General features: G+C 58.4%; 16 protein-coding genes. 5 read left to right on the top strand and 11 right to left on the bottom strand.

The features are described from left to right. Positions 1-17 precede the first annotated feature (17 nt). The 9 genes from ACLB1Z_RS04000 to ACLB1Z_RS03960 form a co-directional block, all read right to left on the bottom strand. Positions 18-1,010, bottom strand: coding sequence for a type II secretion system F family protein (locus ACLB1Z_RS04000; protein ID WP_409562140.1), 993 nt, complete (start codon positions 1,008-1,010; stop codon positions 18-20). Then, positions 1,003-2,505 carry a CpaF family protein gene (locus tag ACLB1Z_RS03995; RefSeq protein ID WP_409562139.1) on the bottom strand — a complete coding sequence of 501 codons (1,503 nt, stop codon included), beginning with the start codon at positions 2,503-2,505 and terminating at the stop codon, positions 1,003-1,005. Before ACLB1Z_RS03995 ends, ACLB1Z_RS04000 begins: the two co-directional genes overlap by 8 nt. 13 nt (positions 2,506-2,518) lie before the next feature. After that, complete coding sequence (locus ACLB1Z_RS03990; RefSeq protein WP_409562138.1) at positions 2,519-3,817, bottom strand: CtpF protein; 1,299 nt, start codon at positions 3,815-3,817, stop codon at positions 2,519-2,521. Between the two features lie 15 nt (positions 3,818-3,832). After that, positions 3,833-4,576: a CpaD family pilus assembly protein gene (locus ACLB1Z_RS03985; RefSeq protein WP_409562137.1), complete on the bottom strand. Its 744-nt coding sequence runs from the start codon at positions 4,574-4,576 to the stop codon at positions 3,833-3,835. A gap of 17 nt (positions 4,577-4,593) precedes the next feature. Beyond that, the gene (locus ACLB1Z_RS03980; RefSeq protein ID WP_409562136.1) at positions 4,594-6,216 is read right to left on the bottom strand and encodes a type II and III secretion system protein family protein; all 1,623 of its coding nucleotides are present in this window, start codon (positions 6,214-6,216) and stop codon (positions 4,594-4,596) included. A gap of 38 nt (positions 6,217-6,254) precedes the next feature. Further along, positions 6,255-7,055 carry a Flp pilus assembly protein CpaB gene (gene cpaB, locus ACLB1Z_RS03975; protein WP_409562135.1) on the bottom strand — a complete coding sequence of 267 codons (801 nt, stop codon included), beginning with the start codon at positions 7,053-7,055 and terminating at the stop codon, positions 6,255-6,257. 178 nt (positions 7,056-7,233) lie between these two features. Beyond that, positions 7,234-7,743, bottom strand: a complete 510-nt coding sequence (locus ACLB1Z_RS03970) for a prepilin peptidase (RefSeq protein ID WP_409562134.1) — start codon at positions 7,741-7,743, stop codon at positions 7,234-7,236. 90 nt (positions 7,744-7,833) lie between these two features. Further along, entirely contained in the window at positions 7,834-8,025 is a 192-nt protein-coding gene (locus ACLB1Z_RS03965; RefSeq protein ID WP_409562133.1) for a Flp family type IVb pilin, read from the bottom strand. A 165-nt stretch (positions 8,026-8,190) separates the two neighbouring features. Then, a complete protein-coding gene (locus tag ACLB1Z_RS03960) occupies positions 8,191-8,370 on the bottom strand; it encodes a Flp family type IVb pilin (protein ID WP_409562132.1) in 180 nt (59 codons plus the stop codon). 616 nt (positions 8,371-8,986) lie between these two features. Here ACLB1Z_RS03960 and ACLB1Z_RS03955 point away from each other — a divergent pair. The 4 genes from ACLB1Z_RS03955 (at position 8,987) to ACLB1Z_RS03940 (ending at position 11,767) form a co-directional block, all read left to right on the top strand. Next, positions 8,987-9,442 carry a pilus assembly protein N-terminal domain-containing protein gene (locus tag ACLB1Z_RS03955; RefSeq protein ID WP_409562131.1) on the top strand — a complete coding sequence of 152 codons (456 nt, stop codon included), beginning with the start codon at positions 8,987-8,989 and terminating at the stop codon, positions 9,440-9,442. 129 nt (positions 9,443-9,571) lie between these two features. After that, complete coding sequence (locus ACLB1Z_RS03950; protein WP_409562130.1) at positions 9,572-10,201, top strand: TadE/TadG family type IV pilus assembly protein; 630 nt, start codon at positions 9,572-9,574, stop codon at positions 10,199-10,201. Position 10,202: 1 nt separating this feature from the next. Continuing rightward, positions 10,203-10,868 carry a TadE/TadG family type IV pilus assembly protein gene (locus ACLB1Z_RS03945; protein WP_409562129.1) on the top strand — a complete coding sequence of 222 codons (666 nt, stop codon included), beginning with the start codon at positions 10,203-10,205 and terminating at the stop codon, positions 10,866-10,868. Between the two features lie 287 nt (positions 10,869-11,155). Next, on the top strand, positions 11,156-11,767 hold the full coding sequence (locus ACLB1Z_RS03940; protein WP_013946250.1) for a TetR/AcrR family transcriptional regulator: 612 nt from the start codon (positions 11,156-11,158) through the stop codon (positions 11,765-11,767). Here ACLB1Z_RS03940 and ACLB1Z_RS03935 read toward each other — a convergent pair. Next, on the bottom strand, positions 11,733-12,707 hold the full coding sequence (locus ACLB1Z_RS03935) for a metal-dependent hydrolase (protein ID WP_409562128.1): 975 nt from the start codon (positions 12,705-12,707) through the stop codon (positions 11,733-11,735). The genes ACLB1Z_RS03940 and ACLB1Z_RS03935 overlap by 35 nt on opposite strands. Before the next feature lie 238 nt (positions 12,708-12,945). On the opposite strand from ACLB1Z_RS03935, the gene ACLB1Z_RS03930 reads away from it, so the two are divergent. Beyond that, positions 12,946-13,863, top strand: a complete 918-nt coding sequence (locus tag ACLB1Z_RS03930) for a cation diffusion facilitator family transporter (protein WP_409562127.1) — start codon at positions 12,946-12,948, stop codon at positions 13,861-13,863. Between the two features lie 52 nt (positions 13,864-13,915). Here ACLB1Z_RS03930 and rimO read toward each other — a convergent pair whose 3' ends face one another. After that, positions 13,916-15,310 carry a 30S ribosomal protein S12 methylthiotransferase RimO gene (gene rimO, locus ACLB1Z_RS03925; protein WP_409562126.1) on the bottom strand — a complete coding sequence of 465 codons (1,395 nt, stop codon included), beginning with the start codon at positions 15,308-15,310 and terminating at the stop codon, positions 13,916-13,918. Between the last annotated feature and the right edge of the window lie 32 nt (positions 15,311-15,342).

Genomic DNA, 15,342 nt, shown 5'->3' with positions numbered 1-15,342 from the left:
TGCTCGCGTGAAAAGATCTAGAATTTGAAGTTGATCATCTTCCTCATGATCAGAACGCCGGTAAGCATCCACACCGCGCCGAACGCGACCATGAAATGCCCCATCGTCGTCGTGAACAGCGGCATGATGTAGTCGGGCGACGACAGATAGACCATCGTCATGACACCGGGCGGCAAAGATGCAAGCACGATAGCCGATGCCTTGGCTTCCGCCGACAGCGCCTTGACTTTCATCGCCAGCGACTGCCTTTCGCGCAAAACGCTCGCCAGATTGGAGAGCGCTTCTGACAAGTTGCCACCCGCCTGCTGCTGGATCGCAATGACGATCGTCAGAAAGCGCACTTCCGGAAGTGGAAGCCGGTCGCACATGCGCTCAAGCCCGTCAGCCAACCCGACACCCATCTTTTGTTGATCGACGACTTCGAGGAACTCGCTGCCGAGCGGTTCCGGGCTCTCACGTGCGATGACCTGAAGACATTCGTTGAGCGGCAGGCCGGATTTGATGCCACGCACGATGACGTCGATAGCGTTCGCAAGCTGACCCAGAAATTTGGCCTGCCGACGCGCGGTCATCTTGTTCAGAATCCACCGCGGCAGACCAAAACCGCCGACGAACGCCGCCACGATTGCCGCCGAAAACGGCAATTCGAGAATAAAAAGCGCAATAGACGCCAAAAGCACGCCGAGCAACGCACTCGCAACATAGAAATCACGGGGTTTCCGCTTCGTACCGGCCCGCATCAGGCGCAGGCTCATCGTGATCTTCTTCTTGGCCTTCTCGCGGACTTCGATTTCCTTCAGCGTTTCGGCAACAGACTTTTTCCTGCTGCTCTGAATGTCCGCGATGGCCGAGCTACCTTTGCGCGACGACCGTCCGCCCGCAACGACCTCGACACGCTTGCCCTTGCGGTCGTCGGCGAAATACGGGTACGCCACCGCGAACACGATACCGGCGAAAGCCAGCGCGGCGAGCAGCGGCGCGAGAAACGTCGGCAGCCCAAGATCAGCCATTTTGATCTCCGAGCGGATTGCCGAGATCGTCCATGACTTCCGACCGCACGAGCGCCGCTGCGAGCTTTTCAGTCTCGTTGTAGTATTCTGCGCGCTCCCAGAACCGCGGACGAACGATGCCTGTCGAACGGTGCCGTCCCGTCAGCTTGCCGTGTGCGTCTTCGCCCGTGATTTCGTAGACGAGAATGTTCTGCAGCGTGATCGTTTCTTCTTCCATGCCGAGAACTTCAGTGATGTGCGTGATCTTGCGCGAGCCGTCCCGCAATCGCGAAGCCTGAATGATGACATCGACCGAACCGCAGATCATTTCGCGGATCGTCTTGATCGGCAGCGCGTAGCCACCCTGCATGATCATCGATTCAAGACGGCTCAAGGCTTCGCGCGGACTGTTGGCGTGAAGGGTGCCCATCGAGCCGTCGTGGCCGGTATTCATGGCCTGAAGCAAGTCAAACGCTTCAGGTCCGCGGACTTCGCCGACGATGATCCGCTCAGGCCGCATACGCAGACAGTTCTTAATGAGATCGCGCATCTTGATCTCGCCCTCGCCTTCGAGGTTCGGCGGGCGCGTTTCAAGTCGCACGACATGAGGCTGCTGCAGCTGAAGTTCGGCCGAGTCTTCGCACGTGATAATACGCTCGTCGTGGTCGATCGAGCCGGTCAAACAGTTGAGCAGCGTCGTCTTGCCCGAGCCCGTACCGCCTGAGATGACGACGTTGCAGCGAACGCGTCCAATGATCTCCAGAATGGTTTTGCCTTCCGGCGTAATCGAACCGAACTTGACGAGCTGTTCGAGCTTCAGCCGATCCTTTTTGAATTTTCGGATCGTGAGCGCCGGCCCGTCGATCGCAAGCGGCGGTGCGATGACGTTGACGCGTGACCCATCCGGCAGACGCGCGTCGCAGATCGGGCTGGATTCGTCGACACGCCGGCCGACCTGGCTGACGATGCGCTGACAGATATTCATCAACTGCTGATTGTCGGCGAAGCGGACGCCGGTCTTTTGCACCTTGCCGCCGACTTCGATGAAGGTCGTCGCCGCGCCGTTCACCATAATATCGGCGATATCATCGCGCGCCAGAAGGGGCTCAAGCGGACCATAGCCGAGAACGTCGTTGCAGATGTCTTCGAGCAGTTCTTCCTGCTCCGAAATCGACATCACGACGTTCTTGATCTGAATGATCTCGCTGACGATGTCGCGAATTTCTTCGCGCGCCGTCACGCTGTCGAGCTTCGATAGCTGCGTGAGATCGATGGTGTCGATCAGCGCGTTAAAGACCGTCGTCTTGACGTCGTAATACTCTTCGGAATGCCGCCGCTGCTGTTCCGGTGCGGGTTCCGGCCTTTTAGGCGGCGCGCTCGGTGGTGGCGCCGCACTGCGCGCCGGAGCGGCCGCAGCCGGTCTAGCCTCGCTGGCGGCAGGGGCGGCCTGCGGTTCGGGAGGACGCGGCGTTACGCGTCGATCTGCCTGTGGCTCGTTTGAGCGCCTTCCGAACATGAAACTGCAATCCTCAACGCTTGAGCTTTAGCTTCTCCAAGATCGGCGCCAGGGCCGAAAGTGCCGAACTCTGTTTTTCGGCCTTCGTGTCTTTACGTCTCGTTAGCTTCATCGCCACATCGTGAAACTTTTCGACGGCTTTTGCCTTGGCGTTAAGCTCTTCGACCATCTGGCCGTTGTTGGCGGCATGGCTGAACGTCTCGCTGTCGTAGTCGACGACGGCGAGAACCTTCAAATCGAGCGCCTGCTCGAACTCCTTGACGCTGATTTCCTGCCGCTTCGGCTGATTTGCCATATTGAGGATCAGGTGCGGATGCTGGTCGTTCCGCCGCGAGGTCTTCATGAGATCGACGATATTCTTCGCGTTTCTCAGATTGGCGAGATCGGGGGCTGCGGTAATGACGATCTCGTCGGCCTGCAGCAACAGCCGCTTCGTCCACGGAGACCAGCCATGCGGCAGGTCGATCGCGACGAACGGCACGTTCTGCCGCGCAACATCGATAACGGTCTCGCAAGCGTCAGCCGAGAAGTCGAAGTCGCGATCGAGGACGACTGGCGCTGCAAAAATCGACAGCCGTTCGGAGCACTTCGTCAGCAACCGGTCGAGCAGCTGATCGTCCAGACGCTCCGGCGCAGACAGCGCTTCGACGATGCCTTGAACGGGATCCTGATTAAAATCGAGACCCGTCGTGCCGAACGCGAGATCCATGTCGGCAATCGTGACGTCGGTTTCGAGCGCCTCCGACATCGTCCACGCTACGTTATGGCAGATAGTCGATGATCCGACGCCGCCCTTGGCGCCGATGAACGCAAAGACGTGCCCGACCGGGTCCGTCTCGGGGTTGTTGTAGAGATTGGAGATGCTCTCCATCAACTCGATGGGATCCGTCGGCGCGACCAGATATTCAGCGACGCCGCGCTTCAACAGCTCGCGATAGAGCATCACGTCGTTATGGCGACCGATAACGATCACCTTCGTTCCCGGATCGCAGCTTTCTGCGAGTTGATCGAGCTCCGACAGCAGCTGACTGCCGCTGTGAGAACTATCAGCGATGATGAGATTGGGCGTCGGACTATCGGCATAGTGCGCGATCGCCGCCGCGATCCCGCCCATGTGGACGCTGACATGCGCCTTCGCCAGCCGCCGATCTTCAGCCGCATGCTGAACTGCATCAGCGACGTTCAGATCATCGCAAAACGCTTGAATGGAAATGCGCGGGATCGGCCGGGCGCGATCGCTAGGATGGGCGGCCAACCCCTCATCGCTATCGAAGTAGGGCTCGTCGTCGGTAAGATGAGCAAGCTTGGACATGACGTCTCCGATCGATCACTGGCCGCTGGTGACACTCTGGACGGTCTGAGCCTCGGCGGCTGCCCCGACGGCTTCACCCTTCACGTATTTTTCGTACATGTCGTCGCGGCGGTTGGAATCGCGGCTCGTCATCGTACGCGGTCCGAGCAGATCGGCCGGATTGGCGACCATCACAGCCAAGTTGCGCTGCGCCGCGCAGCCCATGTTCGGATAAGGCGTGTTCTGATAAGCACGCGCCAGGTTCTCAGACCAGTCCTGCCCGCAATTCGGCGCTTCCGCGATATAGCGCATATACGACAGCCGCACCGGCGCATCGCGGCCATAAGCCGGGTACGCCTCGACCGCGATCGTCGTCTCCGAATAGCCTGTATCAATGAGAAGCTTGCGCGCTTCATCCGCGGCCTGCATCGAAGCGCTTTCGTTCGACGAGCCACTTGGTGCCGAGATAACGATACGGCTGTTACCAGCATCGGACGCCCGGCTGCGGCTGGAGAATTCGAGCACGCGCGCCCGCTGCGCTGGCGTCAAGCCATCGGCGTTCCGCGAGATATGCAGGCTGAGGGTCGCGGGCTGTTGCGAAACCAGAATCGGGTGGCGCTGCTCGGGATCGACGAGCGTCCAGCCCGCAACTTGCGGTCCCGTGACGCCATCATGCTGACAGCCGCCCGCAACGATGGACAGCAGTGCGATCGTGACGATCCTGCCCATATCGGTCCGCAATCTCTTCGGGCCGCCGGCACTCGTGCTTTTCATCTGCATGACGCGTCTTGCCCCAATTATTCGACGATAAAGCCGTAGTCACCTTTGAGCCCGCCGGACGGCATGGCTTCGCTCTTGCCGTAGATCCGGTTCAGGTGACCCAGAAAGTCTGCCTTGAGATCGGTCGCCGGCGCCAAACCATCCGCAGGCGTTGCAAGCTGCTGACGCGAGACCGGCTGCACGACATAGGGCGTCACGATCACGACCAGCTCCGATTCCTGGTTCTGGAAGTCGCGACTGCGAAACAGCGTGCCAAGGATCGGAATGTCTTTTGCGCCTGGCAGCCCGTCGATGTTCTGCTGCGTCTTGGTGCTGATGAGACCGGCAAGCGCCAAGGAACCGCCCGACGGCAACTCGACGACCGTCTTGGCCTGGCGCGTATCGAACACTGGGTTGTTGGCGATGAACTGCGAGATATCGCTGACGCTGGTATCGATCTTGAGACTGATGCGACCTTCGGAAAGAACGACCGGTGTGAAGCTCAGCTGCACGCCGAACTTCTTGAAAGCCACCGAGCTGACGCCCGACTGCGTGTCGATACCCGTGACGTAAGGAACCTCGCCGCCCGCCAGAAACTCAGCCGGTTCGCCCGAAATCGCTGTCAGGTTGGGCTCGGCCAGCGTACGGATCAGACCGTCGCGTTCGAGCGCACGGATCGCAGCCTGGACTCGGTTGTTTCCGCTCCCCCACGACGACGTAGCACCGCTATTTTGATATGTACCGCCAGCGCCGGTATTGATATTGCAAAGGCTACCCACCGCACAGCCGGTCGACGCTCCCGTTCCGATACCGATCTGAGGCATCGCGCCCAACCCCTGCGCCACTGTAATTGGCAGCGAGTTCTCAGTTAAGAGTGCCGTCGCGAAACTGCCGGACTGGATCATGGCGCCGACGTTGACACCCATCTGCTTGAGCAGCGTGCGCTGAACTTCTGCAACCGTGACCTTGAGCATCACCTGCTCTTCGGCCTCGACCGTCAGCATGTTGATGACAGATTCCTTGATCTGGTTCGTCTGCCCTTCAGCCAGCGAAACGCCTTCCTTGGTATTCGCCGAAAAGCTCCGCAGCTGCTGCGAGATGAATTGTCCGGCGATGTCGCCCGCACGCGTCGAGTCAATCGGGCTCTTGACGGTCCCGGTCAGGATCACGGTCTGGTTCAGCATTTCGACCTTGATCCGGCCCCCGGTAATGATGCGGTTCAGAAGCGATTCCAGTCCTGCCGTCTCGCGCGCAACATAAAGTTCCATAGTCGCGAATTGATTGCCGGACGTGTCGAAGAAGAAGGCATTGGCTTCGCCCATGTCTTTCGCCAGCAGAAAAACGCGGTTCGAGCTCAGCACCACGGCATCGACGACAGCCGGGTTGGAAACCATCACGTCGCGAACCGGCCGCGGGAACTCCAAGAGAACCGACTTGCCCATTCCGATCTTTATGCTCTTACGGATCGGACCTCCGGTATCCTGGATGCGGATAAACGACTGGTGATCCGCCCCCGAAACATCGTCGTCGTAAGACTGGTCGCCGCCCCGTTGAGCCTGCGCAGATGCGGGCGATAAATTCGCGCACAACATCCCGACGCCGACAAGCAGCGCGACGGCGCGCACCGCGGCGCGCCACGAAAATTCTAGAGTAATGCGCATGAGGTCTTACCTTATGACGACCACTGACTTTTGATGACTCAGTTCACGCCATACACACGCGATTTCGCGCCGTAACGTACGATACGCACGGAATTCTCTTTCGGCCGGCTGAGGCCCGCACCCGATCCCGTCGGATCCGAATTCAGATCGGCGACGCTGCGCAGCGAGAGGGTGATGTCCCCCATCGTATTTGCAAGCGCCATCATTTCGGACTGACGTGGTGTCAGCTCGAGCGTTGCCGTGCTCGCCGAGCTTTCGGCGACCATCTTGCCTTCTTTGGTCTGGATCTGCTGTCCGATCGCGAGCACCCGAACGTTGCGAAAGAGCGTATCGGCGACGCTCTGGTCATCGTTGTTGCGACCTCGCACGCGCCGGATCAGGATGACGTCGACGTGATCGTTCGGCAGGATCAAGCTGCCCGCCGCCGTTTCCGCGCGGATCTTCGTCGATATGGCGCGCATGCCTTGCGGAAGAATAGCGGCGAGGACGCCGCCGTCGCCGGGCTTGATCAGCTTTTGCTTCGTAATCGGCTCACCCGCGAGGATTGGCGCTCGCGCAACCGATCCGGCAAGTCGCTTCAAGATGTCAGCTCCGGCCGTTTTTTGGTTCAGATAGTCGGGCGACACAGCGCTTTTCGGCCACGTCATCCAGCGGAAGCTGCCTTCGTTGACGATCTCACCAACAGGAATATTCCTGCCCGCAACGAGCACCTTTGTGCTGTCGACATGCTTCTCGACGGTAATGGGAGCGGGCGGCTGCAGAAGAGCGCCCGCGACATAATAAGCGAGCCCCGCGGCAACGAGTGCCACTGAAAAACCGATAAGCTGAGCCCGCTTCATACGCCCCGCAAGTCCCTTCGCGAACGAACGTGATTCCTTCGCACTGACGATGGCCCGCCAATCGTCAATTTGAAGTTAACCGCCGTCTCGGACTGGGGCGCGGAGGCAATTTGTTGTAGAGACAGTTATCGAAGCGTAAACGGCATTGCGCCGGGCGTTGCTCTGACGCCCTATGCGCTTACGACATCAGCGACAGGAAAAGATCCGTGCTTGGAAACACGGCAAGCGCACCTGCCGCGATCGCGATGCCATAAGGGACTGGACCCTTTTCGGTGTGCAGCCGATGCGCCCAGCCGGGAAGCGCGAGGGCCGTCGCCGGGACCCATCGGCGATAAGCCAGGATCGCGAGGCACAGGGCGCCACCGAAGATCGTCGTCAACAGCAAATAGTCGATGATGTGCGCCGCGCCGATCCAAAGCGCACCGGCCGCGATCAATTTGGCATCGCCGCCGCCGAGCAGATTGAACGCAAAAAGGCTGAACGTCACCGCAAGGATGGAAAATCCGACCGCCAAATTCATGCCGAACACGTCTAGCGGCATGCGGGTCAGAAGCGCAATGACGACAAATCCGGAAACCAGTGCCATCGGAATGCGATTGGGGATTTTCATCGTGAGAAGGTCGTTCGCCGCTGCAAACGCCATCGCCACGGGGAAAACCATCAGAACGACAGAAGCCAATGAATTCATACGCCAAAGACCCGATTACAGACCGCAATGGCGGGAAGCCTGCCCGAACAGGGTAAAAGTCGACCTAATATCCAGAAGCCTGGCACAGCTTTATTGGCCGTTTGCGTTGAGCTGCGTGCCAACCGTGTTGAACGTGCTTTGAAGAGAGCCAGAAATCTGCGTCAGAGCAGCCGCCATGCAGATACTGATGATGCTGGCGATCAACGCATATTCGATAGCGGTCGCACCGCTCTCATCAGCGATGAACCTGAAGGCTTTGTTTCGAAGCATAACCGATCCCATTTTCAGTTACCTCCAGCCGCGTCTTTCCGACAGCATCGCGTGGATTTCTTAAGATCCAGTGCGGCCGGCCGTTGAGCAGATTGCTGCAACCGTCTCCGAGCTGACCAATGCCCGATAAAAAAATGCGCCCGGAGAGCCCCCGAGCGCACGATGAGCGCCGCGAAATTAATTGCCGGCGTTTGCGGCATCGAGCTGCGTGGCGACACCCTGGAACGTCGTCTGCAGCGAACCACGGACCTGGCTCAGAGCGGCGATGATGCCAACAGCGACGATGGCAGCGATCAGGCCATATTCGATAGCCGTTGCACCCGACTCGTCCTTCACGAAACGCGAAAACATGTTCATTCGTACTCTCCCAAACCAATCTTCAAGTAGTTGTCCGATCCATGTCCCATCGGGTCTCCGCCCAAACTGGGAACTTTCGGAAACATAGTCCTGAAAAATTAAAACCGAGTAAAATAGGCGAATTTCGCCATAAATCCCCATTAATACACGATTATCCAAGTTAAACTCGACAGAATACAAGAAATAAAACCACGAAATCCACCCGAATAACCCGTTACTAATTCGAAAATCGGCGTCGCAAAACGCCAACTGCGCAAGTATTTATGAGTTAATACATGATTTATCGCATGATATACTAGAAGAACAAAAACAAGGAATTCTGACGATTCCACGCCGCGTCGAGGCCGCTGCATCGGTGCATCTGGCAAACCAGCGCCGTAACTCCAACGAGCACTGCCGGGCCACGAGAGTCGATACGAACAAATTTATCGATTGGCAGAGCTTCGCTTTGGCGCCGCCGACCGTACCTCCTCCAGGCTTAGGCCGCTCTGAGACGGACGTTTGCACATCCTTCACCAATTTCTGGGGTAATGGCGCAATTCCTCACGAACCCGGATTCCGTCAGATGCTGACAAACGCCAGAACAACCACCGTCTCCTCCCAAGCGAGGAGCATTGTGCTGGGCATCGGCATCTCTCTTCTGTTCGCGATGCCGGCGACGGCTGCCGATCTGATCGTCCGCTATGATCAATCGCAGTTGCTTCGGCTGCCGCGCCCCGCTTCCGAAATCATTGTCGGCAATCCGTCGATCGCGGACGTCGCTTTGCAGGACGGCAACCTGCTCGTCGTGACAGGTAAGACCTTCGGCATCACCAACATCATTGCGCTCGACACCGACCATAATATTATCCAGGACCAGCGCGTGATGGTCGAGCGTGACGACAACCGTATCGTCAATCTCCATAAAGGAAGCGAGCGGTTTACATATGCGTGCACGCCGAACTGCGAACCGACACTGACGATTGGCGATGAAAAGGACTTCTTCAAAGACGTGGAGTCTGCGAACTCGTCGAAGATCAAATTCTCGTCCGGCACGTCGGACCAAGGCAACAGCGCCAACAACGCGCAATAGCGAACGGAAGCGGCACCTCGGCAACGCCTTCTTAACCGATAAAGAAAGACCACCTTTCGATAAATGCCGTCTTAATCTTCCGCAGTTTAGCTCTTCGCAAAATATGATCGCGATGCGGAGCTCCAACCCATGGCAGGCCTGGCAACGACCAGACGACGGCCGTCTTTGAGATTTGCGAGCCTACGCCGCTTTGGTCGCGACGACCGGGGCGCAACCGCAGTCGAATTCGCCATCCTCCTTACACCGTTCCTGATGTTCGTCTTCGCACTGATCGGCTGCGCGCTTTACTTCTTTGTTTCCAATACCCTCGAACGCGGCATGGATCAGACGAGCCGGCTGATCCGCACTGGCGAAGCCGTCACCAACAAGATGACCGTTGCTCAATTCAAGAAGACAATCTGCGATGGCGCCGGCGGTTGGATCAAATGCGACAAGCTGCAGGTCTGGGCCCAAAGCTGGACCGACTGGAGTGCCATCGGAACGAACAATCCGACGGACGACACTGGTTTCAACTCCAACGGAATACACCGCTGCGTCGATGCAAACAACACGGCGAGCGTGAACAATCGTAATCCGGGAGATCTCATCGCTACCTATACCGGTGGCGCCAGCAACGTCGTGGTCGTGACGACCTGCTACCAATGGGAATACGCATCAAAAATTCCGTTCCTCCATTTGGGCAACATGCAGGACGGAACGATGATGATCCAGTCGTCAACGGCATTCCGGACTGAGCCGTTTCCGGGAACGGGCAGCTGACATGCGCAAGCTTTGGACATCCTCGCTGTCGGCAAAATTTCGCGTCTTCCGCACCGATGTCGCGGGCGTCGCCGCGATCGAATTCGCATTGCTCGTGCCCCTACTCTTAATGATGACCTTCGGCACGATCGAGCTCTCGCGCGCCCTGATGATCCATAAGCGCTTCCAGCGTGCAACGGCGATGGTTGGCGACCTCGTCACGCGCGAAAAGCAGCTTTGGCCGGAAGATGAAGCCGAGGCAAACGTAACGACAACGGATGCCAAGAATACTCTTGCGGGCATCATGCAGTCCGTCGCGCACGCGATGGAACCATACAGCGTCACGCCGCTGTCGCTTCGTATCTACCAAGTTTGGGCCAAACTCGATGCCCCAACGCAAACGAAAATCGAATGGTCTTACCAGTATCCCACCGGCGCTACGGTCGGATGCGGAGATTCTAAGACGATCGCTGAGAACGTGCTGGTCGGCAATGGACGCGCCGTTTTCATCGAGGCCACATACACGTACACGCCCATCCTCTCTAACCTGCTGCCGAGCGTCATTCGGCAGTCAACATGGTCAGATACGATGGTCATGACGCCCCGCGATGTTCCCTCTGTCATGTTTCTGCCAGGTCTGAACAACAACAATACGTGGGATAATCCCTCGAAAGCCGCTTGCCAGTGACGTCTCCCAGCCCTTTTTGCGGCAAATAACAAAATTTTGTTCAGCGCTGGTCAATGTTCACATTTGCGATATAATCAGCATGCTGATTTTATAAAACCCTGACACAGCATGTCTTTGCGGATCGATAAATCATTCTATTCCCTTGGGAAATAAACATAATTTCCCCGAAAGAAATTCACCTCTAGGATTTCAAACTCCGAGTTCTATATTTCCTTGTGCTGTTATAAACGTAAGTTAAAGTCCACCTTACGAAAATGTAAACACTGTTTGGGGATCGTAGGAAACCTATGGGACGGAGATCCGTTCACTCGCCGGAAGAATTGAGACAGCTTATTCTTGATGCGTCTCAGACCATTGTAGAACGCAATGGAATTACTGGTCTTTCGGCTCGCGAAATTGCGCGAATGATTGGTTATTCGCCAGGCACGCTCTATAACATCTTCGAGAACCTCGACGATGTTTTGCTGACTCTCCAGGTTCAACTGATGGGCCGCACGGTCGAGCATCTGAAACGTGTGCCCCTCGGACAAGACGGTGAAAAGAACATCGAAGACTTGTCGTACGCCTACGTCGACTTCGCGCTGGTCAATCGGCGGATGTGGAACCTATTCCTGGCCCACAATCTTCCGGCCGGAAAAACAGTCCCGGCGCCCTTCCATGACTATACAAACAGCCTTGTCGAAGTCGTCAAAGGCGCGCTTGCCCAGGTCGCACCAAACCTGTCGACCGAGGATCTCGATACGACGGCGCGCTCTTTCTTGGCCGGCCTGAATGGCATTACGGCCTTCGCCGCCACCGAGAAGGGCGTCTACATCACTCCGGCAACGGCCCAGACTTACGCCAAGGATCTCACCTCGACGTTCCTCAAGGGCTTGCGCTGCCGCTCGGCCCACCAGTAACGGCGGCCGGGGCTACGGCCGGAGCTGAAACCGCTGCAGGCGTCTGCGACGCGGGAAGAGGCGTAGTCGCCTCCCCTGCGCCGCCGTGGGCCTGCGGTGCGACTGAATGATCTGCCGCCGCGCCCGTGCCGCTCGCTGGTTGAGAGGTGGCTGGCTGGGCGGCGATTGATCCCGTCGTCATCCCTTCGCCCGCCACCGGCTTGCGAGACGCGAAATGCGGCCCCTCGATAACGCCGAACCATTTGCCTGTCGGCAGCAACCGCTGCTCAAGGCCCGACCACATGTCGTGCGAGCTGAGCCCGTGAACGAACGTGCTCGTCTGCGGCGATAGCATGATCGCGAGCGCCGTCGCTGCCGCCATCCCCGCCGACGCATAGAGATGTCGGCGATCGAACAGCTTCAGCGCCGTCCCGAACGAAGACTTGATGCGGGTATCCATGACGTCGACCGAGTAGATCTCATCGAGCGTCAGATGCGTGATGTAGCCCACGAACATGAACGCCGCCGCCAGCCACGACACGCCCTCCGGCTTTCCCAGAAGATGGCGAAACACGATCGCCGTCGCCACCGCACAGAATACAGCAGCCAGGATAGAGTGCCAGATACCGCGATGAACGGCCATGCGATGGAAGATCGTATGCAGCCCGTAGCGAACAAGCAGCAACGTCCCGAGCCAAAGCAGCCAAAGCTCCGCAATCGAATAATGTGTCGCGGCGTTAAACAAGACCGCGAAGGACGCAAAAATAGCAAGCCCGGCGAACATCGCGCGGCTCGGGCGCGAGTCCTTGAGGTCGATATCCGGCAACACCGATCCGAGCGCACCGGCCAGTGTCACCGCCACGAGGTTTTGCGGCGCCACGACGTCGGCCGCGAGCGTCAGCGTCGCCAGCGCGCCGGAAACGACGGTGCCGATCGCAATGTGTGTCGTGAAATTCGCCATTGGGGTGCTCCAGCCCGCTCGCAGCCGAAATACCGGGCTGAGAGATTCGGCAGTCGATAATGCGACTATTGGAGCATCAGATTCTCGTCTTCCCGACGAGATGCCCGGCCGGCCCGCATGTGGATAAGCCGCCGCAGCCCTCATTCTTATGCTGCTCGGGCGACGAGCCCGGCTCTGCGGTAGCGCCCACCGATGGAATGTGCGACTAGGTCACGACATCAGCGAAACCAATGCTCACATGTTTACGAACAGCACCCCGACCAGCAACAAAATCACGAAGGTTGCAGCCGCAAACATAGCCGTGGCTCTGGTGGTGATATGTCTGAAGTACGCCGCTTACGTCGTCTCCGGCTCCGTCGCGTTGTACTCAGACGCACTCGAAAGCATTGTCAACGTAATAACGGCGGTGGCCGCCTACGTCGCCATCTGGATGAGCGCGAAGCCGCCGGACTCGGACCATCCGTTCGGCCATTCCAAGGCTGAATTTCTTGCCGCGATGTTCGAAGGCGCGATGATTGCCGTCGCAGCCGTGCTGATCATGATCAAGGCTTACAACGGTCTCGTTGAAGGCGTGACGCTCGAACATTCGGTGCTCGGTCTCTCGATCAACAGCTTCGCGACCATCATCAACGCGATCTGGGCCGGGGTGATGATCAAATGGGGTACGCAATGGCGCTCTCCCGCGCTTGTTGCCGATGGCCATCATCTCTTCACCGACGTCATCACATCGGTCGGTGTGGTCATTGCGCTCATCCTGGCGCTGATGACGGGCTGGTACATTCTCGACCCGCTGATTGCGGCCGTTGTCGCGGTCAACATTCTGATGATGGGCTATCGCATCGCGACCGAATCAATGTCGCGCCTGATGGACCAAGCCGCGAGCCCCGAAATTGAGGCGCGTATTCGCGGCGCCATCGAAGCGAACGGTATCGGCGCGCTTCAGGCGCACGACATTCGCACCCGCCAAGCGGGCCGCGCCCTGTTCATTGAGTTTCACCTTGTTGTGCCGGGCTCGATGACCGTCGATGACGCGCATGCAATCTGCGACCGCCTCGAAAACTCCATCGAGAAAAGCATCGAAGGCTCGGAAGTCGTGATCCACGTCGAGCCGGAATACAAAGCGAAGCCGGAAGATTCCGGCGCAGTGCCGCTTTAGAACTTTTTCGTCATTCTCGATCGAGCGTCAGCGAAGATCGGGAATCCAGCCGTTAAACCACCCGCTCGCCCCAGAGGTCGTATTCGTCGGCCTCAATGATGTTCGCCTTGACGATATCGCCGGGCCGCACATCGCCATCACCGTTGAGAAACACGTTGCCGTCGATCTCCGGCGCGTCCCATTTCGAGCGGCCGATAGCGCCGTCCTCGTCAACCTCGTCGATGATGACGTCGATCGTCGTGCCGACTTTGCCGCGAAGCAATTCGCCGCTGACCTCTTTCTGCGCTTCCATGAAGCGATGCCAGCGCTCGTCTTTCAGTTCTTCCGGAACTGCGCCTTCGATATCGTTCGCCTGAGCGCCTTCAACCGCTTCATACTTGAAACATCCAGCGCGGTTGATCTTCGCTTCCTTCAGCCAATCGAGCAGAAACGCGAAATCGTCTTCGGTCTCACCGGGAAAGCCGACGATGAACGTCGAGCGGATCGCAAGATCAGGGCAGACATCCCGCCAGCGCCGAATCCTCTCTGCCGTCTTCTCCTGCGAGGCCGGACGCCGCATCTTCTTCAACACAGCCGGAGACGCATGCTGAAACGGAATGTCGAGGTACGGCAAAATCCTGCCCTCGGCCATCAGCGGAATAACGTCATCGACGTGCGGATAAGGATAGACGTAGTGCATCCGAACCCACGCACCGAGATCGCCCAGCGCGCGCGACAGATCAAGAAAGCGCGCCTTGAGCTGACCGCCCTTCCAGGCACTCTCTTGATATTTAAGATCGAGGCCGTACGCACTGGTGTCCTGGCTAATGACGAGTAGCTCTTTCACGCCCGCATTCACCAGCCGCTCCGCTTCCGTCATCACGTGGTTCGCGGGGCGGCTCGCAAGATCGCCGCGCAACGATGGAATGATGCAGAACGTACAGCGGTTGTTGCAGCCTTCCGAAATCTTCAGATACGCGTAGTGGCGTGGCGTCAGCCGCAAACCTTCCGGCGGCACGAGATCGACATAAGGATCGTGCAGCGGAGGCACCGCGTCGTGAACGGCTTCGACGACCTGCTCGTATTGATGCGGCCCCGTTACCGCCAGCACGCCCGGATGCGCCTCCCGAATGCGCCCTTCTTCGACGCCGAAGCACCCCGTCACGATCACCCGGCCGTTGCCGTTCATCGCTTCGCCGATAGCGTCGAGGCTCTCCTGCTTGGCGGAATCGAGGAAGCCGCAGGTATTGACCACGACAACGTCTGCGCCCGAATACTCGCGCGCGATCGCGTAGCCTTCCGAGCGAAGCTTGGTAATAATGCGCTCGCTATCGACCAGCGCCTTCGGGCATCCGAGCGACACAAAGCCGACCTTGGGGGTGCGCGCTTGCTCAGCCGTCGCGCCATGCGCCAGCCGCCGCACCTTCGCACTTGCCTTCGCCTTGATCTTTAGAGAGGGTCTCGCCATCTTCGGGCTTCTAGCCTCGGGACTTCCGAAGC

Origin of the sequence: Hyphomicrobium sp. MC8b (genome assembly GCF_905067615.1) — a bacterium.
Classification (GTDB): Bacteria; Pseudomonadota; Alphaproteobacteria; order Rhizobiales; family Hyphomicrobiaceae; genus Hyphomicrobium_B.
Note: the sequence above shows the minus strand (reverse complement) of the source record. Positions and strands in the feature narration are given on the sequence as shown.

Bases quoted from the DNA above. Each gene is read 5' to 3' on its own strand.
- ACLB1Z_RS04000 (WP_409562140.1), bottom strand. From the start codon at position 1,010: ATGGCTGATCTTGGGCTGCCGACGTTTCTCGCGCCGCTGCTCGCCGCG.
- ACLB1Z_RS03995 (WP_409562139.1), bottom strand. From the start codon at position 2,505: ATGTTCGGAAGGCGCTCAAACGAGCCACAGGCAGATCGACGCGTAACG.
- ACLB1Z_RS03990 (WP_409562138.1), bottom strand. From the start codon at position 3,817: ATGTCCAAGCTTGCTCATCTTACCGACGACGAGCCCTACTTCGATAGC.
- ACLB1Z_RS03985 (WP_409562137.1), bottom strand. From the start codon at position 4,576: ATGCAGATGAAAAGCACGAGTGCCGGCGGCCCGAAGAGATTGCGGACC.
- ACLB1Z_RS03980 (WP_409562136.1), bottom strand. From the start codon at position 6,216: ATGCGCATTACTCTAGAATTTTCGTGGCGCGCCGCGGTGCGCGCCGTC.
- cpaB (WP_409562135.1), bottom strand. From the start codon at position 7,055: ATGAAGCGGGCTCAGCTTATCGGTTTTTCAGTGGCACTCGTTGCCGCG.
- ACLB1Z_RS03970 (WP_409562134.1), bottom strand. From the start codon at position 7,743: ATGAATTCATTGGCTTCTGTCGTTCTGATGGTTTTCCCCGTGGCGATG.
- ACLB1Z_RS03965 (WP_409562133.1), bottom strand. From the start codon at position 8,025: ATGGGATCGGTTATGCTTCGAAACAAAGCCTTCAGGTTCATCGCTGAT.
- ACLB1Z_RS03960 (WP_409562132.1), bottom strand. From the start codon at position 8,370: ATGAACATGTTTTCGCGTTTCGTGAAGGACGAGTCGGGTGCAACGGCT.
- ACLB1Z_RS03950 (WP_409562130.1), top strand. From the start codon at position 9,572: ATGGCAGGCCTGGCAACGACCAGACGACGGCCGTCTTTGAGATTTGCG.
- ACLB1Z_RS03945 (WP_409562129.1), top strand. From the start codon at position 10,203: ATGCGCAAGCTTTGGACATCCTCGCTGTCGGCAAAATTTCGCGTCTTC.
- ACLB1Z_RS03940 (WP_013946250.1), top strand. From the start codon at position 11,156: ATGGGACGGAGATCCGTTCACTCGCCGGAAGAATTGAGACAGCTTATT.
- ACLB1Z_RS03935 (WP_409562128.1), bottom strand. From the start codon at position 12,707: ATGGCGAATTTCACGACACACATTGCGATCGGCACCGTCGTTTCCGGC.
- ACLB1Z_RS03930 (WP_409562127.1), top strand. From the start codon at position 12,946: ATGTTTACGAACAGCACCCCGACCAGCAACAAAATCACGAAGGTTGCA.
- rimO (WP_409562126.1), bottom strand. From the start codon at position 15,310: ATGGCGAGACCCTCTCTAAAGATCAAGGCGAAGGCAAGTGCGAAGGTG.